24 protein-coding genes are annotated in these 25,829 nt (G+C 62.8%); 3 read left to right on the top strand and 21 right to left on the bottom strand.

Going from position 1 to position 25,829, the window contains the following annotated elements; genetic code table 11:
• Nucleotides 1-17: 17 nt before the first annotated feature.
• The 9 genes from gfa to LAC81_RS21635 all read right to left on the bottom strand — a co-directional run bounded on the left by gfa (nt 18) and on the right by LAC81_RS21635 (nt 9,652).
• A complete protein-coding gene (gene gfa, locus LAC81_RS21680; protein ID WP_223729259.1) occupies nt 18-593 on the bottom strand; it encodes an S-(hydroxymethyl)glutathione synthase in 576 nt (191 codons plus the stop codon).
• A gap of 116 nt (nt 594-709) precedes the next feature.
• Nucleotides 710-1,837, bottom strand: a complete 1,128-nt coding sequence (locus tag LAC81_RS21675; RefSeq protein ID WP_223729258.1) for an S-(hydroxymethyl)glutathione dehydrogenase/class III alcohol dehydrogenase — start codon at nt 1,835-1,837, stop codon at nt 710-712.
• Nucleotides 1,838-1,886: 49 nt separating this feature from the next.
• On the bottom strand, nt 1,887-2,573 hold the full coding sequence (locus tag LAC81_RS21670) for an ABC transporter permease (protein WP_113537462.1): 687 nt from the start codon (nt 2,571-2,573) through the stop codon (nt 1,887-1,889).
• Between the two features lie 2 nt (nt 2,574-2,575).
• Nucleotides 2,576-3,283 carry an ABC transporter permease gene (locus LAC81_RS21665; RefSeq protein WP_223729257.1) on the bottom strand — a complete coding sequence of 236 codons (708 nt, stop codon included), beginning with the start codon at nt 3,281-3,283 and terminating at the stop codon, nt 2,576-2,578.
• 100 nt (nt 3,284-3,383) lie between these two features.
• Complete coding sequence (locus LAC81_RS21660; RefSeq protein WP_113537460.1) at nt 3,384-4,181, bottom strand: transporter substrate-binding domain-containing protein; 798 nt, start codon at nt 4,179-4,181, stop codon at nt 3,384-3,386.
• Nucleotides 4,182-4,252: 71 nt separating this feature from the next.
• Nucleotides 4,253-6,217 carry a DUF2817 domain-containing protein gene (locus LAC81_RS38450; protein WP_419195897.1) on the bottom strand — a complete coding sequence of 655 codons (1,965 nt, stop codon included), beginning with the start codon at nt 6,215-6,217 and terminating at the stop codon, nt 4,253-4,255.
• Nucleotides 6,218-6,329: 112 nt separating this feature from the next.
• A complete protein-coding gene (gene hisC / locus LAC81_RS21645) occupies nt 6,330-7,439 on the bottom strand; it encodes a histidinol-phosphate transaminase (protein ID WP_223729256.1) in 1,110 nt (369 codons plus the stop codon).
• A gap of 59 nt (nt 7,440-7,498) precedes the next feature.
• Nucleotides 7,499-8,593: a 2Fe-2S iron-sulfur cluster-binding protein gene (locus LAC81_RS21640; RefSeq protein ID WP_223729255.1), complete on the bottom strand. Its 1,095-nt coding sequence runs from the start codon at nt 8,591-8,593 to the stop codon at nt 7,499-7,501.
• 12 nt (nt 8,594-8,605) lie between these two features.
• Nucleotides 8,606-9,652 carry an aromatic ring-hydroxylating dioxygenase subunit alpha gene (locus LAC81_RS21635; protein WP_223729254.1) on the bottom strand — a complete coding sequence of 349 codons (1,047 nt, stop codon included), beginning with the start codon at nt 9,650-9,652 and terminating at the stop codon, nt 8,606-8,608.
• A gap of 123 nt (nt 9,653-9,775) precedes the next feature.
• On the opposite strand from LAC81_RS21635, the gene LAC81_RS21630 reads away from it, so the two are divergent.
• From LAC81_RS21630 to LAC81_RS21620, 3 genes are all read left to right on the top strand, one after another.
• Nucleotides 9,776-10,699: a LysR family transcriptional regulator gene (locus LAC81_RS21630; RefSeq protein ID WP_223729253.1), complete on the top strand. Its 924-nt coding sequence runs from the start codon at nt 9,776-9,778 to the stop codon at nt 10,697-10,699.
• A gap of 353 nt (nt 10,700-11,052) precedes the next feature.
• Complete coding sequence (locus LAC81_RS21625; RefSeq protein WP_223729252.1) at nt 11,053-13,599, top strand: SH3 domain-containing protein; 2,547 nt, start codon at nt 11,053-11,055, stop codon at nt 13,597-13,599.
• A 340-nt stretch (nt 13,600-13,939) separates the two neighbouring features.
• Nucleotides 13,940-14,365 (top strand): plastocyanin/azurin family copper-binding protein, encoded by a 426-nt coding sequence (locus LAC81_RS21620; protein ID WP_223729251.1) that lies wholly within the window; start codon nt 13,940-13,942, stop codon nt 14,363-14,365.
• A 132-nt stretch (nt 14,366-14,497) separates the two neighbouring features.
• On the opposite strand, the gene LAC81_RS21615 is transcribed toward LAC81_RS21620, so the two are convergent.
• From LAC81_RS21615 to LAC81_RS21555, 12 genes are all read right to left on the bottom strand, one after another.
• Nucleotides 14,498-15,307, bottom strand: a complete 810-nt coding sequence (locus LAC81_RS21615; RefSeq protein ID WP_223729250.1) for an ABC transporter ATP-binding protein — start codon at nt 15,305-15,307, stop codon at nt 14,498-14,500.
• The gene (locus LAC81_RS21610) at nt 15,304-16,257 is read right to left on the bottom strand and encodes an ABC transporter ATP-binding protein (protein WP_223729249.1); all 954 of its coding nucleotides are present in this window, start codon (nt 16,255-16,257) and stop codon (nt 15,304-15,306) included. Before LAC81_RS21610 ends, LAC81_RS21615 begins: the two co-directional genes overlap by 4 nt.
• On the bottom strand, nt 16,244-17,083 hold the full coding sequence (locus tag LAC81_RS21605; RefSeq protein ID WP_223729248.1) for an ABC transporter permease: 840 nt from the start codon (nt 17,081-17,083) through the stop codon (nt 16,244-16,246). Before LAC81_RS21605 ends, LAC81_RS21610 begins: the two co-directional genes overlap by 14 nt.
• Complete coding sequence (locus tag LAC81_RS21600) at nt 17,080-18,102, bottom strand: ABC transporter permease (RefSeq protein WP_223729247.1); 1,023 nt, start codon at nt 18,100-18,102, stop codon at nt 17,080-17,082. The genes LAC81_RS21605 and LAC81_RS21600 overlap by 4 nt, the downstream gene beginning before the upstream one ends.
• A gap of 17 nt (nt 18,103-18,119) precedes the next feature.
• On the bottom strand, nt 18,120-18,521 hold the full coding sequence (locus tag LAC81_RS38445) for an ABC transporter substrate-binding protein (RefSeq protein WP_273700235.1): 402 nt from the start codon (nt 18,519-18,521) through the stop codon (nt 18,120-18,122).
• A gap of 36 nt (nt 18,522-18,557) precedes the next feature.
• Nucleotides 18,558-19,679: a DUF917 domain-containing protein gene (locus LAC81_RS21585; protein ID WP_223729246.1), complete on the bottom strand. Its 1,122-nt coding sequence runs from the start codon at nt 19,677-19,679 to the stop codon at nt 18,558-18,560.
• Entirely contained in the window at nt 19,676-21,220 is a 1,545-nt protein-coding gene (locus LAC81_RS21580) for a hydantoinase/oxoprolinase N-terminal domain-containing protein (RefSeq protein WP_223729245.1), read from the bottom strand. The genes LAC81_RS21585 and LAC81_RS21580 overlap by 4 nt, the downstream gene beginning before the upstream one ends.
• 3 nt (nt 21,221-21,223) lie before the next feature.
• Nucleotides 21,224-21,727 carry an Lrp/AsnC family transcriptional regulator gene (locus LAC81_RS21575; RefSeq protein WP_223729244.1) on the bottom strand — a complete coding sequence of 168 codons (504 nt, stop codon included), beginning with the start codon at nt 21,725-21,727 and terminating at the stop codon, nt 21,224-21,226.
• Between the two features lie 530 nt (nt 21,728-22,257).
• Nucleotides 22,258-22,608 (bottom strand): ribbon-helix-helix domain-containing protein, encoded by a 351-nt coding sequence (locus LAC81_RS21570; protein WP_113537448.1) that lies wholly within the window; start codon nt 22,606-22,608, stop codon nt 22,258-22,260.
• Nucleotides 22,609-22,632: 24 nt separating this feature from the next.
• A complete protein-coding gene (locus LAC81_RS21565) occupies nt 22,633-23,229 on the bottom strand; it encodes a DJ-1/PfpI family protein (protein ID WP_223729243.1) in 597 nt (198 codons plus the stop codon).
• A 158-nt stretch (nt 23,230-23,387) separates the two neighbouring features.
• Nucleotides 23,388-24,005 (bottom strand): ParB-like protein, encoded by a 618-nt coding sequence (locus LAC81_RS21560; RefSeq protein ID WP_223729242.1) that lies wholly within the window; start codon nt 24,003-24,005, stop codon nt 23,388-23,390.
• Nucleotides 24,002-25,576, bottom strand: a complete 1,575-nt coding sequence (locus tag LAC81_RS21555) for a SulP family inorganic anion transporter (protein ID WP_419195898.1) — start codon at nt 25,574-25,576, stop codon at nt 24,002-24,004. Before LAC81_RS21555 ends, LAC81_RS21560 begins: the two co-directional genes overlap by 4 nt.
• Nucleotides 25,577-25,829 lie beyond the last annotated feature (253 nt).

Here is a 25,829-nt window from a genome sequence, read left to right as displayed (position 1 = left end):
TGGTTGCGTCTGCGTGTTCAGGCCGATTTGAGCGCGCCGCTCTTCTTGGCCGTCCATGTGGCGATGTAATCCATGAGGCCCGGGTTGAGGCAGTCATAGGGTTCCACACCCAGTTCGCGCAGCCGGGCGCGCACGCCATCCATCTTCGCCGGATCATAACCGCTCTCGATGATCGAGGAGACGAAGGCCGCAAAGCCCGGCTTTGCCCAGCCTGTTTCCTGGAAGCGTTCGGGGTGCAGGAAAGACAGCCCCTTGAACGGGTGGTCCCGTTCCACCGGGCCATACATGTGCACGCCGCAGTCCTTGCAGGCATGGCGCTGGATCAGCGCGGTAGGGTCCACGACCGCCAGCTTGCCGCCGTTCTGCAGAACCTCGATGTTATCCGTCGGTGCCACGGCGACGACGGAGAAAACGGCATCGCCGGGCTTCCAGCACTTGGTGCAGCCGCAGGCGTGGTTGTGGGCGATGTCACCTTTGACGCGGACCTTTACGGGATTGCTCGTGCAATTGCAGACGAGCGTGCCGCCGGAAAAGGCGGCGTCCGTCGCCTTGAACCCGCTGTCGAGGGACGGATGTATGGCAATGCTTGGCATGGGCTTCTCCTCCTTTTGGCCGGTGCACGATGCCCGGCTGTTCACTGGCGCCGCCGGCCGGTGGCGCGGCGGAACGTGAAATGCAATTGCAGTCTGGAACAGTCCTCAACCCGCGCTCAGTATAGCACCACCGAGCGGATGCTTTCGCCGGAATGCATCAGCTCGAAGCCCTTGTTGATGTCTTCGAGCGGCATCGTGTGGGTGATCATCGGATCGATCTCGATCTTGCCTTCCATGTACCAGTCGACGATCTTCGGCACGTCGGTGCGACCGCGCGCGCCGCCAAAGGCAGTGCCCATCCAGCTGCGGCCGGTGACCAGCTGGAACGGCCGGGTGGAGATCTCCTGGCCGGCGCCGGCAACGCCGATGACGACCGACTTGCCCCAGCCGCGATGCGAGGCTTCGAGCGCCTGGCGCATCACCTTGGTGTTGCCGGTGCAGTCGAAGGTGTAGTCGGCGCCGCCGATCTGGTCGGCCCCGCGCTTGGTCATGTTGACGAGGTACGGCACGATGTCGTCGCCGACCTCCTTCGGGTTGACGAAGTGGGTCATGCCGAAGCGTTCGCCCCAGGCCTTCTTGTCGTTGTTGAGGTCGACGCCGATGATCATGTCGGCACCGGCAAGCCGCAGGCCCTGGATGACGTTGAGGCCGATGCCGCCGAGACCGAAGACGATCGCGGTCGCGCCCATCTCCACCTTGGCGGTGTTGATGACCGCGCCGATGCCGGTGGTCACGCCGCAGCCGATGTAGCAGATCTTGTCGAAGGGGGCGTCCGGATTGACCTTGGCGACGGCAATCTCGGGCAGCACCGTGTAGTTGGCGAAGGTCGAGCAGCCCATGTAGTGGTGGATCTTGTCGTTGCCGATCGAGAAGCGCGAGGTGCCGTCCGGCATCAGGCCCTGGCCTTGCGTCGCGCGGATGGCGGTGCACAGGTTGGTCTTGCGCGACAGGCACGACGGGCAGGAGCGGCATTCGGGCGTGTAGAGCGGAATGACGTGGTCGCCCTTCTTCACCGAGGTCACGCCCGGGCCGACGTCGACGACGATGCCGGCGCCTTCATGGCCGAGGATCGCAGGAAACAGGCCTTCCGGGTCGGCGCCCGACAGCGTGAAGTCGTCGGTGTGGCATATGCCGGTGGCCTTGACCTCGATCAGAACCTCGCCGGCCCGTGGGCCTTCGAGTTGAACCGTCATGACCTCGAGCGGCTTGCCTGCCTGAACGGCAACGGCGGCGCGTACGTCCATGGTATTTCTCTTTCTTTTGAAGTTTCCAGCCGTTTCGGGCGCGGCAGCCCTATCGCGGCAGGTAGCGTGTGAGACGGGCTTCCACGAGCCGTACGAGCGTGATCAGCACCAGATTGATGAGCAGATAGAGCACGCCGGCAATGGCGAAGATTTCGAGAATTGCGTAGGTCTGGCTCATCAGCCGTTTTGCATGGCCGGTGATCTCCAGAACGGTGATTGTAGAGGCGAGGCTCGTTCCCTTGACGACGAGAACGAGTTCGTTGCCATAGGCGGGCAGTGCCTGCCGGATGGCGAGGGGAAAGGTGATCCGGCGAAAGCACAGGAGCCGCGACATGCCGCAGGCCTGGGCGGCTTCGACGAGCCCGCCCGGAATGGACATGAGCCCGCCGCGCAGGATTTCAGACGTATAGGCCGCCGTGTTCAGTGCGAGTGCCATGACCGCGCAATGCGCGCCGTCGCCGACGATCCACCAGAGCACGGGGTTGTCGCGAACGAAGGAAAGCTGGCCGAGGCCGTAGTAGAAGAGGAAAAGCTGGACCAGCAGCGGCGTGCCCCGGAACACGGTGCTGTAGCCCTTGGCAAAGCTGCTGAGTACCGAGTTTTTCGACAGCCGCATGACCGCCAGCGCCAGGCCGAGGTTGAAGCCGATGGCGATCGAAATGAGTGTCAGGATGGCGGTCAGCCACAAGCCCTTGGCGAGGGCTGGAACCGCGAGGCGAACAAGTTCGAGATCCATGCCTATTTCCTCTCGCGAGGGCGCAGCAAGCGTTCGATCCCATCAAAACCACTCTGGCTGACCAGCGTGATCGAGAGATAGACGACGGCGGCGATGAAGTAGAAGATGAAGGGGTGGCGGGTCGATCCTGCTCCGACGAATGCGGCACGCATCAATTCCTGCAGGCCGACCACCGAAACGAGGGCCGTATCCTTGATGGTGGTCTGCCAGACATTGTTCATGCCGGGTACGGCGATCCGCAGCATTTGTGGCGCGATGATGCGGCGGAAGATGCGGGTCCCGGGAATGCCGAGCGCCCGCGCCGCCTCGATATGGCCAGACGGAATGGCGGCAAGTGCACCGCGGACGACCTCGGTGGAGTAGGCACCGGAAATGGCCGCGATGGCGACGACGGCGATGACGAAGGCGTAACCGTTTCCGGCGAGCCCCTCATAGCCGAACGCTGAGGCCACCCGAGCGATGAACTCGACGGAGGAAAAGAAGAGAAGATAGATGATCAGGAGTTCCGGCACGCCGCGCACGATCGAGGTGTAGAAATCCACGATCAGCGTCAGCGGGAAAAGCCGCGCCCATTTGATCAGGCCGCAGGCGACGCCTATGACGATGCCGAAGGCCATGCTTGCGACGCCGACGGCTATGGTGATTGCCGCGCCGCGCAGGATTGCGGTTATCCAGCCGCCTTCCCATACCTGCCATAATCCAAGTTCCATTGAACCAGCCCAAACCTGTGTATTGTCCGATCGGATGCTTCGTCTCCCGGACGAAGAGCACCTGGCGGTCTCTTCTCTTCCGGGAGACGAAAGTTTGCCGCTATAGGCAGGGGCGGGAGATGTCCGCCTTGAACCAGGTCTCGCTCGCCTTGCCGATCGATCCGTCGGCAACCAACTCGCAGAGCGCCTTGTCGATGCGGGCCTTCAGCTCGGTGTTTTCCTGCGAGATGCCTACGCCGATGCCTTCGCCAAGCGTCGGATCGAAGGTGCTCAAGACCTTCACGTCAACGAACTGGAAGTCCTTGCCGTCGGGCCGTCCGAGGAAATCCTGGAGGGCTGACGCATCCGCAAACGCAGCCTCGACGCGGCCGCTGGCGAGGTCGATCTGCATCTGGTCGAGCGTGTCGTAGGTCTTCAGCACGGCAGACGAAGCCCGCTTCTCCATGAAATGGGCGTGGGTCGTTCCGGCCTGAACGCCGACCGTGCGGCCATCGAGCGACTTCAGCAGCGTGTCGATGTCCTTGATGCCGGCCAGATCCGAGTCCTTCTTGACCACGAACATGTTGGCGAGTTCGGCATAGCCGACGGAGAAGTCGATCTGCTTCTTGCGTTCGGCCGTGATCGACATGCCGGAAATGATGATATCGAAACGCTTGGCCTTCAGCGCCGGTATGAGCCCGTCGAAGGCCTGTACGACGAAGTGGCATTTCATCTCCAGCTTGGCACAGAGCAGGCTTCCGACATCGGCGTCGAAACCGGTCACGTTGCCGGCAGAGTCGGCAATGCTCCACGGCGGATATTCGCCCTCGGTGCCGATCGACAACTCGCCCTCGGCAGCGTGGGCCGTGGTGAGGCCTGCGGTGAAGAGCGTGGCGAGCAACAGACTTTTCAGCTTCATGTTTTGGTTCCCCATGTTGAGCTTTCTTGTTGGCTCTCGTCCGGAAGTTCCCGGACGGGTGATGCCGGCGGTCAGAGCGTACGGGCCAGGAACTGGCGCATGCGTTCGGAGCGTGGGTTCGTGAAAACCTCCGCCGGAGCACCCTCCTCCTCAACCTTTCCCTGGTGGAGGAAGAGGATCTTGTGCGAGACCTCGCGCGCGAACTGCATTTCATGCGTCACGAGGATCATCGTATTTCCTTCTTCTGCGAGCTGCCGGATCACGCGCAGCACCTCGCCGACGAGCTCCGGATCGAGCGCCGAGGTCGGCTCGTCCAGGAGGATGAGCTTCGGGCGCATGGCGAGCGTGCGGGCGATGGCGGCACGCTGCTGCTGCCCGCCGGAAAGCTGGCCGGGATACTGGGCGTGCTTGTCGGTGAGGCCGACCTTCTTCAAGAGGGCATGGGCATGATCGATTGCCGCTTGCCGGCTCTCCTTCAGGACATGCAGCGGCGCCTCGATGATGTTTTCGAGGACCGTCATGTGCGGCCAGAGATTGAAGTTCTGGAACACCATGCCGACGCGCGAGCGGATACGCTCGACCTGTCGCATGTCGGCGGGCATGGCGCCGCCATCTGGCGTTTTCTTCATGCGGATTTCTTCGCCGTCGATGATGATGCGGCCGTCGTTCGGCTGTTCCAGCAGATTGATGCAACGCAGGAAGGTGCTCTTTCCCGAACCGGAAGAGCCGATCATCGACACGACTTCTCCGGGCTGCGCAGAGATGTTGACGCCGTTGAGAACGGCGAGGGGACCAAAGCGCTTGTGAATGTCGTGCACTTCGATGGCTGGCCTGTCGGCAAGTCTTGGCCCGCCGGCTTCCGGGTGGGCAACGATGGTGACGGCCGGCGCTGCCGGAACGGGCTTTTCGGCACCGGCGCCGCCGACAGACTTGAGCTCTGCGAACGCGCGGTCGAAGTGGCGCAGGGAAGTCGAAAGACAGGTGCGCTGCCAGTCCGCGTCTTCGGGAATGAAAGCGGCGCGGAGGCTCTCCTTGATCCGGTTTCCGAGCGGCGTGTCGACCTTGCCGAACAGATGAAGCCAGTTGTCCGCCTGAACCGCATCGGAGACCGTGGCGCCGTCAAGGGTTCCACATTCGACAACCAGGGGCAGGACACGAGCCTTTGGCAGCGCAGTTCTCACCGCGGCTGAGACATAGCCCGTGGCCGTCGCGGCAATGCCCGTATCCGTCGTCGCATTCTCGCCGGTGAGGACGACCGAGAGCGCGGGTCCGAAGATGCGCCGCCCCCATTCCAGGCCCGCATGTTCCTGCTCGGCAACGGAGAGGAGTGCAGGATAGCCATAGGGGCCGGCGCCTGTGTGCAGGTCGAAGGCGACGACTTCTTCCGCCTGCTGTGCGAATGTCGAGAGGATTTCGATGAGGGTCCGGTTGGACCAGACCGGACCGTCGCCGCCGTAGAACAGGCCGTCCGGAAACTCATACTGCCCGGCTTCCACGACCGGGGCGATGCCGGCATAGCCGCCCAGCCGTAGTTTCGCGGCGTCGTAGGCTGCTACCGCCGCATCCCGCTCCGGCCCCTCCCAGGCGCGACAGACGAGGGCGGCGTGCAGCGCCGCATATCGATCGTTCTTCGGCGTGCTTTTCAGCCAGTCGATGAAATTGCGGTTGAGGTCGACATTGTCCTCGTTTACTCGGCGCGACCAGGCCGTGCCCCACGGGTTGATGAGGTGGATTGCCAGGACGGCTGTATCGTCGGGCAGTTGCCAAGGCGAATTCTGTGAGAGCCAGGCGGTCTGGCAAGCCGAGCCGAAAGGACCCTCAACGCCGTGGGTGCCAGATATCAGTACCAGGAGCTTCCCGGCATCTTCGCGCCCGAGATAGGCGACATCGGTCGCGAGACGCTCGCCGTTCGGGCCGTGCAGTGGATGCACGTATTCGACGACACTGGCACCCGCGGTGCGCGCTGCGGCGAGAAACCGTGCGCGCAGGGCCGAAAAATCGCCGGCGAAGAGACCGGCAGGCGTTGATGGGGACATGCGACTGGGCTCCCGGTTCATCTTGTAGAGGCTTGCGTTTCCGCTCATTGTTCGTTCCCGTGGGGCTTGGAGTGCCCCTTTGTTTTGTGTGAGGTGAGGGAGGCCGCAGCCTTCAGCCCCTGGCGAAAGCGCAAAGCGCGTCGAGAAAACGGTCGTTCTCCGCGGGCGTGCCGATCGTTACGCGGATGAAGGTCTCATAGCCCTTCTCCTTCCATGGCTTGACGATGATGCCGCCCGACAGGAAGTGGGCCATCGCCGCCGAACTGTCGCGACCGACGTCGATGAACAGGAAGTTCGTCTGCGATCTCGCCGATGCAAGCCCGATGGCGGCGACCGCGTTGGCCACACGTGCCCGTTCCCGTTTCAACGCTGAAACCGAAGACGACATCCAGGCCTCGTCCTCCAGTGCGGCGACGGCGGCGACCTGTGCGGCGGCGTTGACGTTAAACGGTGTCTTGGCTGCCGCGACCGCCCGCGCAAGCCGTGCATCGGACATCACCGAGTAGCCGACGCGCAGGCCCGCAAGGCCATAGGCCTTGGAGAAGGTTCTGAGCACGACCCAGGAAAGGTCCGTGGCGGAGAGCGCGGCGAGACCGTCGGGCAAGTCTTCGTCCGTGAACTCGAAATAGGCCTCGTCCAGCACGAGAAGCGTCCCCGGTGAGACGGCCGCAAGAACGCGAGCAAGGCTCTCGCGGTCGAGCGCCGGGCCAACCGGATTAGAGGGCGAAGAGAGGAAGAAGATCGCCGGCTCCCGCTCGAGCATGGCAACGATTGCCGGTACGTCAAAATCGAGGTCGGCCCGCATGGCAACCTTCTCGACATTGGCGCCATTGGCCAGTGCTTCGATCTCGTGCAGCCCGAACCCGGGACAGACCGTGCCTACGAGTGCGCCGGGACGAAGGACGGCGCGACAGACGGCCGCGATCATTTCCTCCGAGCCATTGCCGGCGACGATGCGATCAACGGCAACGCCGAGTTTCTGTCCAAGTGCCGCGCGCAGCGCCGTACAGGCGGGATCGGAATAGCGTGATGGATTGAGGTTCGTAAGGGCGGCTGCGACACGCGGCGAGCAGCCATCCGGATTCTCGTTGCTGGCGAGTGCTGCGATATCCTGGCGACCGCTTTGCAGTCGTGCAGCGGCAATGTTCATGCCGGCGTTGTATGGCGGCAGGCCGGCGACATGGGGGTTGAGCGGGATTTCGGATTGGAGCGGTTTCCTCACGGATCCTCCTTCGGGGATTGGACACCCTGGTTCAGGCCGCAGCCTCTTGCTTTGAGCGGTCAGAGATCGAGCACGATCGATGATTTCGGTCTGGTGCAGCAGAGCAGCACGCGGTCCGCCCGCACCTCGTCCAGCGGTTCCTCGAAATAGTCGACTTCGCCGGAGACGAGACCCTGTTCGCAGGTCCCGCAAACTCCTGCCCTGCAAGAGAATTCCGGTTCGATGCCCTGAGCCTCGAGAAACGCGAGGATCGATTCGCTTGCGCCATCCCAGGCCAGGCTGTGTCCCGATTTTCGGAGGACGACGTGCAGGCCGTCCTCCCCGACGTTTGGTTCCACTAGGGGCGCAGCCGCCTGTTTTGGGGCAGGGGCCTCCGACAGCAGGCTCGCCGGGCCGAAGAATTCGTAGGCGATGCGGTCCTTCCGCACGCCGAGGCCGGTCAGAATGGCGTAGAGGGCCTGCATGAAAGGCGGAGGCCCGCACATGTAGATGTCGTAGTCGTCGAGCGGGAGGAGGCTCTGAAGCGTCGTACGTGTCAGAAAACCCGCGGAGTGACATTGGGCAGCTTCGAGATCGCTGATCCCGGCGAAGCGGTAGCAGAAGTGCAGGGTGATGCCCGCCCGGACGGTAGCGAGATGCTCGACCTCGTCCCGCAGGGCATGGACTGCAACACTGTCGCAGGCATGGATGAACCAGACGGGACGATCGCTTTCCCGTGCCAGCACATCCAGCATCGAGACAGTCGGGGTCAAGCCGACGCCGCCGGAAAGAAGCACGACGGGCCGGGCACTCGCGCGGTCGAGCTTGAATGCACCGCGCGGCGGGTCGATCTCGACGACGGCGCCGGGCTCGATGTCGTCATGGAGCCAGCAGGAGCTTAGTCCCTCCGGCACGTCTTGTGTGGGGGCGGCCTCACGCTTCACGGTGATCCGATAGGTTCCTTCGTCGCGTGGCGAGGAAGAGACGGTGTAGTTACGCAGGACATATCCGCCTTTGCGGTCGGGTACACGGATCGTCAGGAACTGTCCCGGCTCGAACGGCCGCCAGTGCTGGGGCTCGAGAGGGGCGAGACGGAACGACGTGATGGTGGTGCTTTCGCGGACCTTCGAAACGACTTCGAAGGGGCGGAAGCGTGAGGCCGCGGCATCGAGCATTCGGATCGAACCCTATTCAGCAGCTGCGCTCGCCGGATCGGCTTGCGTTTCGGCAGCAATCAGCTGGGCCAGTTTGCGGCGAAAGCGCATCGGACCGACGTCGATCTTCAGGTCGAGGTTCGGTGTGTGCATATTGGCCATTCCGTGATGGACCGCCTCCAGGACGACGCGGTCTTCCTCGAAGGCGCCCCGTACGGATTTGGCAAAACTCTCCGATACCTTTGCGTCAGCGGGCGCAAAGTTGCGCATCTGGAACCAGTAGTACTTGGTCCGGTTCTCATCGACAGGGGTCATGAAGTTGTAGCTGTCCATGAGGAAGGTGTTCTCAGGAAGCGTGCGGCCTTCGCCACCGGTATGAGCGGGCGCGAAAATGGCCTTGATAATCGCGTTGCTCGGATAGCGCACTTCATAGTGCTGCTTGCGATCGGTGTTGCCTTCGAATTGCAGGAAGGGGGCGTAGAACGGGGCCGGTTCGGAGTTAATCATCCAGCGCCAGACGGTGACACCGTCGTCCTTCACCGTCGTCTCGAGCGGCGTTTCCTCGCAGGCGGAGCTTGCGAAAGACGACTGGTGGACCCAGGCGACATGAGAGGGGTCGAGAAGATTGTCGGTCATGTAAAGATAGTTGCAGTTGAGCGTCATCGACTCGCCGCGGTTGATGCCCCAGGCAGGATCGCCGAAATGCTCGACTTCGAAGATATCCTTCGGATCCGCCCGCTCGGCGTCACCCATCCAGATCCAGAGCAGGCCGTAGCGCTCATGAACCGGGTAGGAGCGCACCTTGGCGACGTGCGGAATGCGCTCTGCGCCCGGTACCCGGGTGCAGGTTCCCGAACAGTCGAAGGTGAGGCCGTGATAGCCGCATTCCACATCGTCACCCTTGATGCGCCCCATGGAGAGCGGCAGTTTCCGGTGGGGACAGGCATCTTCGAGCGCGGCGGCCTGGCCGTCCTGCTTGCGGTATAGGACGATGTTTTCGCCGAGGACCGTGAGGGGCTTCAGCTCGCGGCCGACCTCGTGATCCCAGGCTGCAACGTACCAGGCATTCTTGAGAAACATTTCGCTCTCCTTGCGTTTTGTTAAGTGAGTGTTCGACGTTTTCTCTGTGCCAACAAGTTGCCAGCGCCTGCGTTCTTTTTTAGAAAATCTAAATTAGAATGGTTGGCCGAGGAGAATTTTAAGATGCCGAACCCGTCCTTGCGCGGCTTGCAGGCCTTTGAGGCGATCGGTCGGTGTGGCTCTGTCAGTGCCGCAGCGGAAGACCTCGGCGTATCGCCGGGCGCCGTCAGCCAATTGGTCCGAAATCTGGAGCAATGTCTTGGCCTGACGCTGCTGGAGAGGCGCGGGAGGCGGGTTGAACTGTCCTCATGGGGGCGGTTGTACTATCGCGAAGTGGCGAAAGGCTTCCAGCAGCTTTCCCATGCCGCCAACGTTCTCACCCGCGCCCGGAACGAGACCAGCATCGTTCTAAGCGCGCTGACGTCGGTCGCAAACAAGTGGGTCAACCGCAAGATCTTCGATTGGCAATCGCTCTGTCCGGAATCGAGCGTGCGTATCCTCGGCCAGGAACAGGAGCCCCGTCTTGGGCTCGAGCAGGTGGATTTCCGCATCACCTACGGTCGGCGCTCGCACGCACATGAACACGTCGCCAAGCTGTTCACCGACTGGATGGTGCCGGCGTGTTCACCTGGGTTGATCGCCGGACACACGCTCGAAACGCCGCACGACGTCCTGAAGTTTCCCCTCCTCAATGTGGAATGGGAGGCGGACTACAAGGCTTCCCCGCAATGGAGGGATTGGGCAGCGCTCGTGCAGGCGGACGGCGGCAAGACGTTCTCGGGCCTTTCCTTCACCCTGTCGAGCAGTGCCATTGACGCGGCGGTGAACGGCAGGGGATTTGTTCTTGCACAGGTTTCCATGATCAAGGATGAGATCGCATCCGGAGCCCTGGTCGTCCCCTTCGACCTCCGTATGAAACTGCCGGAAAGCTACTACCTCGCCTGGGACCGGGCAGCCCTCGAAAAACCGTTCGGGCAGAAGTTTCACAAGTGGCTGGTCGGGGTCGCGCGGCAACAGGAGTTGCTCTCTGCTCCATCCGCCACCTGACGTCCGTCATAGCCGGATGAGGAAGCCCGCGTCCCGATGCTCGATCTTGAGAAAGCCGCCAATCGCAGCGCGGAGATCGGTGCTTTTTTCCCGATGGCTGACGGTATGGCGGAGCAACCGGGATGGGGCCCGTCACGCGGGGAATTGAGAAGGCGTCGTTCAATGCGCGGTTTAATTAGAAGTTGGCGGCGTTGCCAGTTGCACTCGGCTTCGAATGTGCAATGATCTTGAAATTGAACGACTTTAATTGACCGCGAATGCGAGAAGCCTTTGTCGCGGCGAAGCGTTTCCAGTGGCACTTCCGGCGGACAGGGACTTCGAACAGCTCAAATACTCTGTGAGGGAATGTGATCATGCGTAGAATTCTTGCGTACCTGACGATCGCTTCATTCTTCTCTACCTCCGCCTTTGCGGACCCGGCCGTTCTGACGGCCAATGTGAATTTCAGGGTGGGTCCGGGCACCGGATTTGACGCGCTGCGCGTCATTCCCCAGGGCGAGGAAGTCGATATCAAAGAGTGCGATGCGGAAGCTTCCTGGTGCGCCGTGAGCTACTCCGGAACGAACGGGTTCGTTGCGGGCAAGTACCTCAACCAGTCCGATGCGACGGCGCCGGCCTGGCCAAGGGTGTTCGACACCGAGAAGGGCGCGACGATCACGCTCTTTCAACCGCAGATCACAGCCTGGAAGGATTTCAAAGAGCTCGAGGCTCTCGTCGCCACCGAACTCAAATCGTCCGCCGACGCGAAGCCGGTCTACGGGATCATCGGGCTTTCAGCCAAGACCACGGCTGACGATGCATCCGAAAACGTCACGCTGACGGATGTCAAAACCACGCGGCTCGATTTTTCCTCTCTGGACCGCAAACAGCTTGCTGATCTCGCGCTGGACATAGGCAAGCTCGTTCCTACCGATCCGATCGTCGTGTCGCAGCAACGCCTGGCCGCAAGCCTTGCTGATTTTCAGCGGCTTGCAGACGTTCCGGATATGAAGGCTGATCCGCCACCGATCTTCGTGAGCGAGGCATCGGCGATCCTGTTGCAGACGGATGGCAAGGCCGTTACGGCTCCGGTCAAGGGCGTCGAGGGCCTGTCGTTCGTGGTCAATACGAACTGGGACCTGTTCAAGGTGGAACAGTCGGGCGACTACTATCTTCGAAGCGACAAGAACTGGCTCACCTCGAAGACGCTTGATACCGGTTGGGTCGAGGCGGAAACGGTACCGGACGTGTTTTCCAAACTGCCGGAGATCGAGAACTGGAAGGGAGTGAAGGCCTCGCTTCCGCCGACGCGCTTCGGCGAGAACAAGATCCCGAAGGTCTTTTATTCCGAGAAGCCAGCGGAGCTTTTGATCTTTGAAGGGAAGCCTGCCCTCGAACCGGTGTCCGTGACAGGGTTGGATTGGGTTTCCAACACAACCAGTTCGGTCTTTTTCCATCGGGCCAGCAAGACGTGGTACACGCTTCTCTCCGGACGATGGTTTTCATCAGCCTCGCTCGAAGGACCCTGGAACTTTGCTACTCCCAATCTGCCGGAAGATTTCCTGAACCTGCCGGACGACGCGACCTACTCGGCAGTGCGTGCTTCGATCCCCGGCACGTCAGAAAGCGCAATGGCACGCCTGCGGGCGAGCATTCCGAAGCTCGCGCGGGTTTCTTCCGATGGATCGTTGAAGGTGGATGTTCACTACAATGGCGAGCCCAAGTTCGAGCCGATCGAAGGCACGTCCATGTTTTATGCTGTCAACGCCAATGAGCAGGTCATCAAGGTTGCTGACAAGTATTTCGTTCTGAAGGATGGCATCTGGTTCGTTGGTGATACGCCGACCGGCCCCTTTGCCGTTGCGCGCGCTGTCGCGGATGAAATCTACACCATCCCGTCGTCATCCCCGGTTTATAACGCGACCTATGTCCGCGTTTACGACACGGAGCCGGACGCTGTCTGGTATGGCTACACCCTCGGCTATCTCTATACGTATCTCGCCTGGGGCACCGTCGTCTGGGGATCGGGATGGTACTATCCGCCCTATTGGGACTATTACGACGACGACTGGCCCTACTATCCGCCACCGATCAGCTACGGGTTTGGCGCTTCGTACAACCCGGCCTACGGAACCTTTGGTCGCTACGGTTACGCCTACGGTCCCGAGAGAGGTCTGGCATTCGGTGCAGCCTACAACCCCGTCACCGGAACCCGGTTCCGCGCTGGGGCGGTGGCAGGACCTGGCGGCGAACGAGGGTTCATTTCCGCCTACAACCCACGCACCGGCAATGCCATGGTCGCGCGCGGTGGCCAGAACGTCTACGGTTCCTGGGGCAGTGTCGCGGTCAAGCATGGCGGGGAGTTCGCCCGCATAAGCGGCGGGACGACGGGGAGCGCCGGCGGCCTGCGCTGGCGTAACACGGAAGGCAACAAGGGCTTCATCGTCGGCAGCAAGGGCGGCGACGTCTATGCCGGCCGCGACGGCAGCGTCTATCGCCGCCAGGACGGAACGTGGCAGAAGCACACGCCGGACGGCTGGCAGCCCGTTCAGCGGCCGGACGGAGAGAACCTCCGGAATGCCGCAGCCAACAGGCCGCAGGCGGGGCAGCGCATCCAGAACCGGGCCGAAACGCGGCCGGCACCGCGGCGCAACCAGCAGGTTCGTCAGCGGGCGCCCGACCATCTTTCCTTCGACCGGGCCGGACGCCAGTTCGGCAACCAGAATGAACTGAGCCGCAATTACGGCCGGCTCTACCAGGAATCTGGCCGCAACTTCCAAAGCTTTGATCGTGGCGGCTATAGCGGCGGCGGATTCCAGGGGGGCAGCCGCGGTGGCTTCCACGGCGGTGGCGGTCGGGGTGGCGGGGCGGTTATTCGCGGCGGCGGTGGAGGTGGGCGTGGCGGCGGCGGTCGGCGCTAAGCACATAGCCGAGACCGGACACAACCGCTTTCAAACGATCTGAACTGCCCGTTGGAAGCCGCAGATTGCGGCTTCCAACCCGGTACTATTGTGCCTGTCTCCTTCCTCGAAACCTTGGCGTCGCCATAAAGCAGGCGGCAGGACAGCCGATGGACAGGTTGCGTCGCCTAGAACGGCGTCGGGACCGCACGGCTTGCCGGCGCCGGTTCTCGTTCGTAGGCGGGGTATGAGCGCGCGATTGCTTTCCCGAGAGAAGGAAGAGCCCACCGGGCAGCGATGCCACTCTGTCCCTCGACATGGCGCATGTCGCCAGCAACGTTCAGCAAAAGGGAAACTTGAAATGCGGTTCACCCGAAACAAGCTAGCAGTGCTTACTTTCATCTGTCTGACGTCGCCCGCTTTTGCCGCGACGACCGTCAAAGTTGTCGAGAGCGGCGAGGCTGGCGGCTCGATGACCCTCACACTCGATCAAACGACCATCAAGGCCGGCGAGACGACCTTCATGGTCCACAATGACGCGATGACGGAAGAACACGAGATGGTGCTGATCAAGCTGAAGTCGGCCGACCAGAAGATCGATGTCGTCGCGGCCAAGCATCGCGTCAACGAAAAGCAGCTGAAAAGCCTTGGTGAAGTGTCTGACCTGAAGCCGGGTGCCGATGGCACGATGAAGGCCAAGCTTACGCCCGGATCCTATGTCCTGCTTTGCAACATCAAGGGACATTTCGAAGCCGGCATGCATGCCAGGTTGACGGTAACAGAATAACCCATCGTTCGGCGCCTCGGCCGATCGGGCCGACGGTCACCCGCGGGTGGCCGTCGGTTATTCCGAGAGCGGCTCGTCACCGGCCGCCCAGGCGCTCTGCTTTTTCTGCCGCCTCAATGGGTGCGCCCGTCGTCAACCTGAAGCGAGTTCGCGTCCGACGGACCTTTCCCGCCGCCCGAAGGAAAGCAGTTCACGCGTATAGGGATCGGCCGGCGTTTCGATTACCTCTTTCGTTCTGCCGAATTCGATGACGTCACCGCGCCGCATGACCAGAAGCGCGTCGGAAACATGTGCGACGACCTTCAGATTGTGGGTCACGAAGAGCATCGAGAGGCCGCGGCTTTCCTTCAAATCCGAGAGCAGATTGAGGATCTGGGCTTGCACCGAAACGTCGAGTGCCGATGTCGGTTCGTCGAGAATGAGAAGGCTCGGCTCCAGCGCCAGGGCGCGGGCGATTGCCACGCGCTGAGCCTGGCCCCCGGAGAGCTCGCTTGCGCGTCGATCGAGGAAGTCGGCCGGCAGCCCGCAGTCCGAAAGCAGGCCTGCAATTTTCTTCCGAATGGTCGGGCTCTGCCGGCCGCCCTGCGCGAGGATCGGCTCGGCGAGAATTTCGGCGATCGTCAGTCTGGGGCTTAGCGACAGGAAGGGATTTTGCAGCACGACTCCGATCTTCTGGCGTTCTCGGCGCAGTGCGCTGCCCTTGAGCGCCAGCCAGTCCTGTCCATCGAGCCGTATCTGCCCGCTTTCCACCGGAAGGAGGCGAAGAATGGCACGCAGCAGGCTTGTCTTGCCGGAGCCGCTCTCTCCGACGATGCCGAGGGTCTCCCCCTTGGCAAGGCGGAAGCTTGCGCCGTTGACCGCGGGCTTTGGCCGGGCGGCAAAGAGGCCGGCGCGGTAGCGGATCAAGAGGTTCTCGACGTCGAGAATCGGGAGCGTGGTCATGCGGCGTCCTCCGGCAGATGACAGAGCCAGTGGTGCGCGGCGCGGCTCCGCTCGGGCGGCGGTGTGGTCGCGCACTCGCGAAGCGCCTGGGGACAGCGTGCGGCAAAGGCACAGCCGGCGATCGTTGAGCGCGGCGGCGGGATAGAGCCCTCGATGGCGGCAAGCCGCGCCCCATGCGGTGCGGCGTCGGGAAGTGCCGCAAGCAGAGCGCGGGTGTAGGGATGGCCCGGGCGCTGCAGCACCGCATCGACCGGCCCGGTTTCGACGGAGCGGCCCGCATAGAGCACGGTCGCACGATCACAGGCCTCGGCGATCACGTCCATGTCGTGGGTGATCATCAACACGGTGAGACCGCGCTCGGTTACCAACTTGCGCAGGAGCGCCAGGACTTGGGCGCCGACCGAGACGTCGAGCGCTGTGGTCGGTTCGTCGGCAATCAGGAAATCTGCACCGGTCGCCAGCGCTTGGGCGATGACCACACGCTGCTGCATGCCGCCCGAAAGCTGGTGCGGATAGCTGCGCAGCACTTTTTCCGGATCGGGCAGACCGGTTGCCGCGAGCAGATCGGCTGCCTCCGCGCGTCGCGCGCGCTTCGGCCGGTCGCGATGGGCGCGGATCACATCATCCATCTGGCTGGCGATGCTGAGGACCGGATTGAGAGCGGCGGCCGGATCTTGGGCGATCATGCCGATCCGCCGGCCACGCAGCCGCACCGCATGCTCCCGAAGGTCCTCGCCGTCGAAATGGAAGCGGTCGGCGATGATGCGGGCCCCCTTGGGAGCAAGGCCGAGTGCCGCCATCCCGGTCATGGTCTTGCCGCAGCCGGATTCGCCGATGACGCCGTGGATCTCGCCACGGTCGATCTCAAGGCTGACCGCACGTACCGCGTGAACGTCGCCTTCTGATGTCGGGATGCTGACCGACAGGTTGCGGATATCAAGCAGAGGCACGGCCAGTCCCTCCCTTGCGGTCGCGCAGAGCATCACCGAGCACGCTGAAGGCGAGCGCGATGACGAAGATGGTGAGGCCAGGCATGGCCGAATACCACCAGCGTGCGGGGAAGAACTTTCGACCGGCATCGACCATCTGGCCCCAGTCGGCAATCGGCGGCAACACGCCGAGACCAAGGAAGGAGAGGGCGGCGGCGGTCAGAAGTGCCGGCCCGACATCGAGTGCCGCCTGCACCGTCAGGGGGCGGCCGGTTGCCGGCAGGATATGACGCAGGATGATGCGCCAATGCGAGACCCCGGAAAGCTGCGCTGCCTCCACATAGGGTTGCCCCCTCAGTACCAGCACCTCCGCACGGGCAAGCCGCGCATACCAGGGCCACCAGGTGACAGCGACGGCGACGACGCTGTTCAGGAAGCCGGGTCCGAGAGCCGCGGCCATCAGGACCGCCAGCAGCAGTGCGGGGAAGGCGAGGAAGACGTCGGTACCGCGCATCAGCGCTTCATCGATCCAGCCGCCGAAGTAGCCTGCGGCAAGACCGATCGGCAGGCCGATGAGCAGCGAGAAGGCAACAATCAGTATGCCGTTCGTCAACGAGACCCGGGTGCCATAGACGATGCGGCTGAGGATGTCTCGTCCGAGATGGTCTGTGCCCAGCCAGTAATCTGCCGATGGCGGCGAGAGCTTGGCAACGACATTCGGGCCGCCTGCTCCCTGGATGGGATAGGGCGCGATCCACGGCGCGAAGAGGGCGACGAGCACGAAGAGGAGGACGATGGCAAGGGCGAGGGTGCCGGGCCAGCCGAGACGTTGGGTGAGCTTTTTCATGACAGCGCCACCCGCGGATCGACAAGGGCTTGGGTGATGTCGATCAGGAGGTTCATCACGACATAGCAGATGGTGACGACCATGGTGACCGCGGCGATGACGGGAAAGTCCTTGGCAAGGATTGCTTCGGAGACATAACGACCGAGACCCGGCCAGGCGAAGATGATCTCGACGAGCACCGCGCCGGTCAGGGCATAGGCGAAGGAGAGACCGATCACCGTCAGTGCCGGTCCCATGGCATTCGGCAGTGCATGGCCGAACAGGATACGCGGTTCGGAGAGCCCGAGCGCTCGGGCGGCAACGATATGCCGGCGCTCGAGAATCTCGATCATGGCCGAGTGCGTCAGCCGCATGGCGACGCCGGCAGGATAGGAAGCGAGCGTCAATGCAGGCAGGATCAGGTGCGTCAGCGCGTCGCCGAAAGCATCAAGCCGGCCGGCGAGCAATGCATCGATCAGGTTGAAACCGGTCACCATCGGCAGCGGCGCGGCGATTGCGATCTCTCTGGATAGTCGCCCGGAGAGCGGGAGGATGCTGAGCCACTGCGCAAAGATGAGCTGCAGGATCATGGCAAGGAAAAAGGTCGGCATGGCGACGGCGGCGATGGAGCCGAAACTGCAAAACCTCTCCGCCCAGCCGCCTTGCCGCGCCGCCGCGATGACGCCGAGCGGGATACCGATCAGGAGAGCAAGGCCCGTCGAAAAGATGGCAAGTTCCAGGGTGGCCGGCAGGTAGGCCCTGAGATCCTCGGCGATCAGCCGCCTGGACTTGTAGGAGATGCCGAAATCGGCGGAGACCATGGCCCCGGCGAATGTCGCGAAACGGGCCGGGAGGGGCGCGTCGAGGTTGAGTTCCTGACGCGCCTTTTCGATTTGTTCAGCCGTGGGACGTGGGCCCGCATAGAGCGCTGCGGGGTCCGACGGAACGACCTGTGCCACCACGAAGACCAGGAAGGTCACGCCCACCAGCACGAAAGCCGAGAGGAACGTGCGGCGCAGGATGTAGCGTAGAAGTTCCATCAGACCCCCCGCGTGCCCTACCGGCTCAGTTCGTTGACAAACTTGGTCCGTTCGATCGAGTCCTTCACCGCCTGCGAGGTCAGCGGGCTGCCGTCATGGAATTTTACGCCGTCGCGCAAGGTGAAGGTCCAGGTCTTGCCGTCTGCGCTCACGTCCCAGGACGTGGCCAGCAGCGGCTCTATCCTGGCTTCGGCTGTGTCGGTCGCGGGGATGTAGCGCGTCAGTCCTTCATAGACATTGGCGAGTACCGCACCGTCGTTGGAAAACGAGGTGGCCGGATCGAGGTCCGGAAAACTCGTCGGATAGGCGAGTGTGAAGATGCTGCTGGCGCCCTCGGCCATGGCGAAATTCCAGCGCGACGCTGCGGCTGTGGCAAGAGCGGTGAGGGCGGCGGTTTTCAAGAAATTGCGGCGGTTCATGTCAGGCTCCCAATCGAGTTCTGGAGGGGCGGACGGTTAGGCGTCTTCTTTGTAATGGGGTACGGCAGGCGCATCGGCAGAGACGCCCATTGGAACGAAGTCGAAATCGTAACCGAATGCGCGCGGGCCGACGGAGGCGAGCGCGATCTCGCTGCGCAGCAGCACCGGAGCCGGCATGGACAGGATGTCGATGCGCAGGCCGTAGCGCAGCTCTTCCGTGCCGATGGCGCGACCGGTCTCCGAATCCACGATGCAGATCAGGTCCGGCACCATGGTGATGATCTCTCCGCCTTCGCGTGCGATCAGATATTCGTTCTGGATGTCGACGGTGAGCGTGCGGCCGGCATCCGCATCGAGCCCTGCAACGGTAAGCTTGCCGCGGGTGAAGCCCGCCATGACACGGCGGCTGATATCGGTGACCTTGCCGCGCATCAATCGCACGCCGCCGGACTGCTTCAAAATGGCGTCGACGGGGTCTTCCTTCGCCGCCCGCGCGTTCATCACCGCATCGCCCAGGCTCCAGGCCTGGCTGGTGGTGTGGGGCACGCCGAAACGGCGGACGAATTCACCGGACATCGGCGCCGTCGTCATCAGCGCCGTGCATCCCATCGCAATGGTGCTGGCGCGCAGCAGTTTCTCCAGCATCTTCGGCGTCGTCGCGTCGGTGACGACGATCACGTTGCCGTCTGCATCGGCGAGAGCCGCGGGCTGTACGGCCTGGCCGTGGATGAAGAAGGTCGTCATCTGCACTTCCGGGAAGGCGCGGCCCATGCCGTCAGCGTCGACGACAGGCAGATCGACCATGGCCGCCGTCAGCATCGGCGCAATGCCGTTGCCGCCGCCAACCTCGTCACCGAGCAGCGCATCGACCTTGCGGCCGAGATGCCTTTCGAGCGCGTGCAGAAGCCGCACGCCCTCGCTGCCTTCCGGGATCTTTTCGATGCCCACGGTCGGGGCGCCGATGCCGCCGATACCGAGGATCTGGGCATCCGGCGCCATGTCGGCCGGGCGCACCATGCGAATGCGCTTGCCTTCACGCAAAAGCGCCTTGGCGCGCAGCAGGCCGTGATAGGTGCTGCCGCCGCCGCCGGTTCCCAGAATGCCGCAGCCGATGGCGATCCGATCGATATCCGCTTCGCTGAGTGTCCAGTACTTCATGCCCGCAACTCCCCAATCACTTTCGCGGCGACGCGAACGGCATTGCCGGGCAGGTAAGCCAGCGGCGTTTCTTCGATTTCGGCAAGGGTGGTCGTCTCCGCGTCCGCGCCCGCCTCGACGGCGCGCGCCCGTGCCTCGGCGACGATGGATTCCAGCGCGATTTCCCGCGTGGTGCCTTCGAGCGAAACCACGCTGTCCACCTCGCCGGATACCTGCGCGATCGCCGCGCCGATGGCGTTGGCCGAACCGAAATGATCGGGCTTCATCGAAACCGAGGTGCCTTCGAGCAGCCCTTCTACCAATACCGAACCGCCGCCGACGAGAATGGCGGGGATAGGCTCGGCGCTTGGCTTCATGCGGTCCAGCACCGTTTCGATGCTGGCCTTCATCTGGGCCAGCATCTGCTGCGCCAGCTCCGGCGTGATGTGGCTGAGACGGCTGCGGTCGCCGAGGTCGACGAGGCCGGCCGCGACGGCGATATCGGTCGCCGTCAGCGTGTCGCCGCCGAAGCAGAGCGCCTTTTCCGGCAGGCGGAAGCCGACGGAATCCGGGCCGACTGTCGGCGACGGGCCCGGGCGTACGATGCTGCCGCCGCCAAGGCCGAAGGAATAGACATCCGGCACACGGAAATTGGTCGGCACGCCGCCGATCATCGCGCCTTCGCTGCGGGTGCGCGGGAAGCCGGCAACCAGCATGCCGATATCGGTGGTGGTGCCGCCGATGTCGATCACCGCCGCGTCGGAAAGGCCGGTGAGGAAGGCCGCGCCGCGCATGGAATTGGTTGGGCCCGAGGCGATGGTGAAGACCGGATAACGTTCCGCAAACTCGGCGGCCATCAGCGTGCCGTCGTTCTGCGTGAGGAAGAGCGGGCAGGTGAGGCCGAGGGCGGCAAAGGCCGAGCGGAAGGCGCCAACCGTCTCACGCCCGAGCGTATGCAGGCTCGCATTGAGGATGGTGGCATTTTCGCGCGGCAGGAGGCCAGTGCGGCCGACACGGTGCGACAGGCTGATTGCCGCGCCCGGCATCTCCTCGGCGACGATTTCCGCCGCGTCGTTTTCCATCTTCGGGTCGACAAGAGCGAAGACCGAGCAGATCGCGATGGCGGAGATGCCGTGGGCGCGCCAGTCGCGGCAGGCCGCGCGGATTGCCGTATCGTCGAGCGGCGCAATCTCCGAGCCATCGTAATTGACGCCGCCGCCGACCAGGGCCGCGCCGCCGTTGACGACGGGGCGAAGCCTGTCCGGCCAGTCGATCATCGGCGGCAGCGAGCGCGTCGCCGCGCCGCAAAGCCTGAGAACGCCAACCTTTTCAAGATGCTGGCCTTCGACGATGGCATTGAGAAAATGCGTGGTGCCGATCATGACTGCATTGACCGAGCCAGCGGAAACGCCGGCTTCCGCGAGCACTGTGCGGATCGCAGCGCTGACGCCCGATGTCACGTCTGCGGTAGTCGAGGATTTGACCGTGGCCAGAACCTCGGCGCCACGCAGCAGCGCCGCGTCCGTATTGGTCCCGCCGACATCCACTCCGATACGAAGCATGGATTATCCCTTCTTCTTGCTGCCGAGGTCCGTACCGCGGCTGATTGCGGTCGTCCTCGTGCCGAATACCTTGTAGAGGCGCAGCACGACCGAGCTCGTAACGCGCTTGACGCCAGGCAATTTGCCCAGTTCCTGATCGATGAATTCGAGCAATGCCGCATGGTCGGAAACGAAGAGCGACGCGCTCAAATTCGCCGTACCGCTCGTGGCGGCGAGGTATCCAATCTCGTCATATTCGGCGAGCAGGATGGCCACGTCTTCGTGTTTGCCGGGCTCGACCTCGATCAGAAGCTCGACCTGAACGTCGCGTCCGAGAGCGACCGGATCAGGAATGGCGCCGATGACGATCATCTTGGCCTGCAACAATCCGGCGATGCGGTTGCGGATCGTTCGCTCCGAGACACTGCCGATCCGGCCAGCGATTTCGGCCGCCGAAAGGCGCCCGTCTTCGGTAAGATAGCGGATAATCTCGCGGTCCAGATCATCGACGAGGTAGCGTTGGGTCATTACCGTTTCCATTTCGGCCTTGATGACGCCAGTAAATTTCCGAAACGGAATTGTGTCAAGAATATTTCAGGCGCGAATTGAAAATATTGCCGAAAATGTCCCGCTTTAGGCACGGATTCTTTTGGAAGTTGCCGAATCGGAAATGGTCGAGGGGGTAGGAAGGCTGCCGATGCGGCCATGCTGGAGAGGCAGAATGCATCAATTCCGTTCGGAATGGCCTCTCACCCGAAGGCTATAGCGCCGCCGAGTAGCATCTGAAGAGCCGTAGGCGCCTGCCAAGCCAGAGGGCCCTCTTTCTGCCCGCTACCAGGATTGGTTGAATCGGATCGGGTAATTCCCCAGTATTGGGTTCCGCTGGAAAGCCACGACTTGGGGGACGGTGTGGTTCGACTTCAGACGCGCGTCGTCGATGCGCTGTCGGTGGCGATCCCCGCTACGGACGGGAACGCTCACGAACCGCAACGCCGTCAGTCGTTTCTAGGAAGCTGGACGCGCAGGTTTGCCGACTGCAGCGTCCGTACGCAGCAGGGTCAGTGGTATTTTTCCTGCTCGCGAACCAGGATCGCCGGAGCGTTCAGCCCCGCGATCGGTTGGTTGACATCTGTCGGAATGTCTCCGGTCAGTTGAAGGTCGAGATAGCGCGCGCAGCAGACCCTGAGGAACGAAGTGAAGTTCCCGAGATCATGGCCGGCATCGATGGATTCATGATGCAGCTTGGTTATCAACTGCGTGACGTTCATGCGATCGCGCTGTGCGATCTCCTCGAGCTTCGACCAGAAGAAGTTCTCCAGGCGAACGCTTGTCACCATGCCATCGATGCGTAGCGAACGGGTCGTGCTTTCCCAGAGCCTCGCGTCCGCCTTTATGAATAACTCGCACATCGCGACCCTCCCTTGTCCGCTTCCTCAGGCGGCGTCTGTTTGTAGCAGCGCGGAGGCGCCGAGCACAGCCATGAACTGCCGCAACCACGACGGATGTGCCGGCCACGCAGGTGCGGTGACGAGGTTGCCGTCCGAGACCGCATCGTCGATCGCGATATCTGCATAGATGCCGCCGGCGAGTTCGACTTCCGGGCGGCAGGCGGGATAGGCCGAGCATGTGCGTCCCTTCAGCACGCCGGCCGCAGCGAGCAGCTGGGCACCGTGGCAGATGGCGGCCACCGGCTTACCGGCTTCGAAAAAGTGCTGCACAGCCTTGATGACGTCGGGGTTGAGGCGGAGATACTCGGGCGCACGGCCGCCGGGGATGACGAGCGCGTCGTAGTCCTCGGCGCGAATATTGGAGAAGGTGGCGTTGAGCGCGAAATTGTGGCCGCGCTTTTCCGAATAGGTCTGGTCGCCTTCGAAATCATGGATGGCGGTCGCGACCGTCTCGCCGGCCTTCTTGCCGGGGCAGGCGGCATGCACGGTGTAGCCGCAGGCAAGCAGCGTCTGAAACGGGACCATGGTTTCATAGTCCTCGGTGAAGTCGCCGGTGATCATCAGAATTTTCGAAGCTGGCATGTGTTCCTCCCAAAGCCAATGGAAAGAGTTTATCAGGGCCGGTGCGCCAGCAGGTACTAACGGAATACTACAACGAAAATTCCGGGAAAATTCCGGGCGGTTCCGGCTGCCGCCGATTGGCCGAGCGATCGCCGTGGGCGGCTCGGTGAAATTCGCCGTCAGTCGGAGACTCCACACCAGCCCGGCAAAAAGCTGGCGGATTTGCCATGTGCAAGGCCGAGCGCGTCATGCAGCGCCTTGCCGATGTCGCTGGCGATGAGCTTCGCGTCGATACGCGTGCGGAGGAAGTTCGCCCACATGAACTCGCTATAGGGGGTGGTGTCCTTGGCATAGCCGCCCGCCCGGCGAAGCGCGCCCGCCAGGGAGCGATAGGGATCGTCGACGAGGCCGGCGATGGTCTTCGGCAAGTCGTGGTGCGAGCGCCGCAGGCCCTGTGCATCGAAAGGATACATCCAGTGACGATGGTCCATGACCGACCAGAACTCATCCTTGCCGAGATGGCTGAGGTCGTACACGATGCTGGTTAGCACATGTGCGACGCCTTCATCGTAAAGCGCGCGCACGAGGTGGTGGTGGTCGACGAGATAAGCGCGCTCTTTCGGCCCCAGAACGACCGGCACCATATGATGCCCCAGAAATTCCGAACCGTGTTTCTTGGCGTTCCTGCGCCACTCCTGCCGTTTGTCGGCGACTTCGAGGAGGCCGACGGTGAGCTGGGTCGGGCGAAGCTCGGCAATCTCCACCGGCTGCAATTGCGGCTCATAGACAGTTGTCATTGAACGGCTCCGGGTGTGGTGGCCCCTGGTTGAGAAACGGCCACTACGGCGTCATCGACACTGTAACTGAGATAGGCGAGAAGCGCGGGCGCTGCCAGTCCGATCAGATCCCGCACGTGGTCATGTACACGTGCATATTGCAGGCATTTGCCCTGCGCCCGGACCAATGTGTCGAATTCGAGCAACGCATCGAGCGCGGTGCTGTCGAGGTCGAAGCTTTCTTCCAGGCTGACGATGATGGCGCGGACCGTCTGGTCCTTGCCGATCCTTGCCGCGGTCTCTGTGAGAATGGCATCGGCATTGGCAAAGAAAAGCGGTTGTGCCGGCCGCCATATGGAAATCCCCGGAATGGGTTGGGCATCGGCATGGCGGGCGAGGTCGACGAAGTCGTGCCCCTGACCAAGGCGGCCAAGAGTTGCGACATATGGAGTGGCCAGCCTGTGCAGCAGAACGGCCAGCGAGAGTGCGACTGCGATCGTGATGCCATTTACGACACCGAAGGCGATGACCCCCACTGCCGCGGCGAGCGCAATGACGACGTCATGTTTCAGCTTCCACAGCCGCAAGAAAGGGCGCGGATCAAGGGCATGGGCCAGCGCGGCGATCACCACCGCCGCCAAGACGGGTTCGGGAAGGCTCTCCACAAGGCCTGCGCCAACGATGACGAGGACGGTAAGACCGACGGCAGCGATTGGTGCCGTCATCCGACTTTCAGCGCCGGCTCCCTCGGCGGCGGATCCCGCCGAAAAGCCTGCGCCAACGGGCATGCCTTGAACGACGGCGCTGGCCACATTCGTGGCGCCGAGCGCCAGCAGTTCGCGATTGGCCGTGACGGTCTCTCCATGGCGCAGAGACAGCGAGCGGATGGTGCCCCAGGACTCGGCAAACAGAATGAGCACGAGCGGAAGCGTGTAGGGCACCAGTTGCCTGAGTTGGCTCCATTCCACCAGCGACAACGATGGCCAGGCCAATGTGATGGACAGCGGGCCGACCACTGCCACGCCAAGGCTGGAGAGGTCCAGTAACTTTGAAGCGAATATACCGCCGCAGAGCACCACGAAGGCTCCGGGAAGCATCGGAAGACGGCGCAAAAGCAGCAGGGCGGCGAGGGCCAAAAGACCGACCGTGATGCTCACGGCATTCCACTGCGCATAGGCCGCGGCGAGGTCCGCGACCTGATGGAAAATATCCGTGGCCGGCACGCTTACTCCCGTAACGGCGGGCAGTTGTTTGATGATGATGGTGATCGCGAGGCCGAAGGCGAAGCCGCGAAGAACGGGGCGGGAGATGAAGCCGGCCAGATTACCGAGCCGCAACAGCGACGCCGCCACGAAGAGAAGGCCGGTCAATGCCACGATCAAGGTCACGAGTGTCATCTTGTCGGCCGTCGAGCCGGGCAGTGCGGCGATCGTTGCTGCCAGAATGGCGGCCGACGATGACGTCGGCGACACGATCGCGAAACGGCTTCTACCGAAGACGGAATAGGTCAGGCAGCCGGCAATGGCGGCGATGACCGCATGCTGCGGTGGCAGGCCCGCAATACCCGCATAGGCGACAGCTTCGGGTAGCATCAGTCCTGCGACGGACAGCCCGGCAATCCAGTCCCTGGTGCCCATTATTGTCGTGACCTTCTCTTCATGCACGCCGGGATGCGCGGCTTCCGGCGAAGCGCCGGCAAGTGCGCGATACTGCGAGCATGTCGAAGCCAGCTCAGTGTTTTATTATAGTCGAATAGACTTGATCTTTCGTTCAATGCTGCAAAGAACTTGGAGTGCGACTGCCGCTTGAACGAGCATAGTAGACAAGATGGCGCTTGGAAGTCTT

Source organism: Ensifer adhaerens (assembly GCF_020035535.1).
Classification (GTDB): Bacteria; Pseudomonadota; Alphaproteobacteria; order Rhizobiales; family Rhizobiaceae; genus Ensifer.
The sequence above is the reverse complement of the archived record's forward strand: the minus strand, read 5'-3'. Positions and strand labels throughout refer to the sequence as shown.

What these genes read in the sequence shown, in the direction of transcription:
- gfa (WP_223729259.1), bottom strand. Translation starts at nt 593, where the DNA reads ATGCCAAGCATTGCCATACATCCGTCCCTCGACAGCGGGTTCAAGGCG.
- LAC81_RS21675 (WP_223729258.1), bottom strand. Translation starts at nt 1,837, where the DNA reads ATGGACGTACGCGCCGCCGTTGCCGTTCAGGCAGGCAAGCCGCTCGAG.
- LAC81_RS21670 (WP_113537462.1), bottom strand. Translation starts at nt 2,573, where the DNA reads ATGGATCTCGAACTTGTTCGCCTCGCGGTTCCAGCCCTCGCCAAGGGC.
- LAC81_RS21665 (WP_223729257.1), bottom strand. Translation starts at nt 3,283, where the DNA reads ATGGAACTTGGATTATGGCAGGTATGGGAAGGCGGCTGGATAACCGCA.
- LAC81_RS21660 (WP_113537460.1), bottom strand. Translation starts at nt 4,181, where the DNA reads ATGAAGCTGAAAAGTCTGTTGCTCGCCACGCTCTTCACCGCAGGCCTC.
- LAC81_RS38450 (WP_419195897.1), bottom strand. Translation starts at nt 6,217, where the DNA reads ATGTCCCCATCAACGCCTGCCGGTCTCTTCGCCGGCGATTTTTCGGCC.
- LAC81_RS21640 (WP_223729255.1), bottom strand. Translation starts at nt 8,593, where the DNA reads ATGCTCGATGCCGCGGCCTCACGCTTCCGCCCCTTCGAAGTCGTTTCG.
- LAC81_RS21635 (WP_223729254.1), bottom strand. Translation starts at nt 9,652, where the DNA reads ATGTTTCTCAAGAATGCCTGGTACGTTGCAGCCTGGGATCACGAGGTC.
- LAC81_RS21630 (WP_223729253.1), top strand. Translation starts at nt 9,776, where the DNA reads ATGCCGAACCCGTCCTTGCGCGGCTTGCAGGCCTTTGAGGCGATCGGT.
- LAC81_RS21625 (WP_223729252.1), top strand. Translation starts at nt 11,053, where the DNA reads ATGCGTAGAATTCTTGCGTACCTGACGATCGCTTCATTCTTCTCTACC.
- LAC81_RS21620 (WP_223729251.1), top strand. Translation starts at nt 13,940, where the DNA reads ATGCGGTTCACCCGAAACAAGCTAGCAGTGCTTACTTTCATCTGTCTG.
- LAC81_RS21615 (WP_223729250.1), bottom strand. Translation starts at nt 15,307, where the DNA reads ATGACCACGCTCCCGATTCTCGACGTCGAGAACCTCTTGATCCGCTAC.
- LAC81_RS21605 (WP_223729248.1), bottom strand. Translation starts at nt 17,083, where the DNA reads ATGAAAAAGCTCACCCAACGTCTCGGCTGGCCCGGCACCCTCGCCCTT.
- LAC81_RS21600 (WP_223729247.1), bottom strand. Translation starts at nt 18,102, where the DNA reads ATGGAACTTCTACGCTACATCCTGCGCCGCACGTTCCTCTCGGCTTTC.
- LAC81_RS38445 (WP_273700235.1), bottom strand. Translation starts at nt 18,521, where the DNA reads ATGAACCGCCGCAATTTCTTGAAAACCGCCGCCCTCACCGCTCTTGCC.
- LAC81_RS21585 (WP_223729246.1), bottom strand. Translation starts at nt 19,679, where the DNA reads ATGAAGTACTGGACACTCAGCGAAGCGGATATCGATCGGATCGCCATC.
- LAC81_RS21580 (WP_223729245.1), bottom strand. Translation starts at nt 21,220, where the DNA reads ATGCTTCGTATCGGAGTGGATGTCGGCGGGACCAATACGGACGCGGCG.
- LAC81_RS21575 (WP_223729244.1), bottom strand. Translation starts at nt 21,727, where the DNA reads ATGACCCAACGCTACCTCGTCGATGATCTGGACCGCGAGATTATCCGC.
- LAC81_RS21570 (WP_113537448.1), bottom strand. Translation starts at nt 22,608, where the DNA reads ATGTGCGAGTTATTCATAAAGGCGGACGCGAGGCTCTGGGAAAGCACG.
- LAC81_RS21565 (WP_223729243.1), bottom strand. Translation starts at nt 23,229, where the DNA reads ATGCCAGCTTCGAAAATTCTGATGATCACCGGCGACTTCACCGAGGAC.
- LAC81_RS21560 (WP_223729242.1), bottom strand. Translation starts at nt 24,005, where the DNA reads ATGACAACTGTCTATGAGCCGCAATTGCAGCCGGTGGAGATTGCCGAG.
- LAC81_RS21555 (WP_419195898.1), bottom strand. Translation starts at nt 25,576, where the DNA reads ATGCTACCCGAAGCTGTCGCCTATGCGGGTATTGCGGGCCTGCCACCG.